We start from the raw sequence: 348 nt of genomic DNA, 5'->3' as shown, positions 1-348 counted from the left end.
CCCTACGATTTTTTCGATAGCAGAAAGAGCCTCGTCGCGCGTCCGGTCCTCATCCGTGTTTTCGTCTTCGAGGATCAGCAGGTTGTCGTCCACGATGTTGCTCCCAGCTTCCTGCTCCTTCCGCTTGCGCAGAATCAGGTCCGTGATCTCGTTCACGGTGGCGCATCCACGCAGGTCCGCGACAGTGACCGCGACCGCAAAATCGTTGTAAATCTCGTCGCAGACTTCCGCCAGCGGGTGTGCGTTGTACAGATCGTTGTGATCAACGATCGAGTCCAAAACTTCATCGTTGTCGATGTCGTTCCAGATCGTGTAGACGTTGGTCAGCGTTGCTTTCACCTTTTCGGC

At 55.2% G+C, this 348-nt stretch carries 1 protein-coding gene; it reads right to left on the bottom strand.

Features of this window, described 5'->3' with window-relative positions; genetic code table 11:
- Positions 1 to 348, bottom strand: a 348-nt coding sequence (locus AC1RPW_RS08200) for a hypothetical protein (RefSeq protein ID WP_481769474.1), incomplete at both ends; no start/stop codon positions are given.

This window comes from Dellaglioa sp. CoH-55-MRSF-8 (assembly GCF_056782195.1).
The sequence above is the reverse complement of the archived record's forward strand: the minus strand, read 5'-3'. Positions and strand labels throughout refer to the sequence as shown.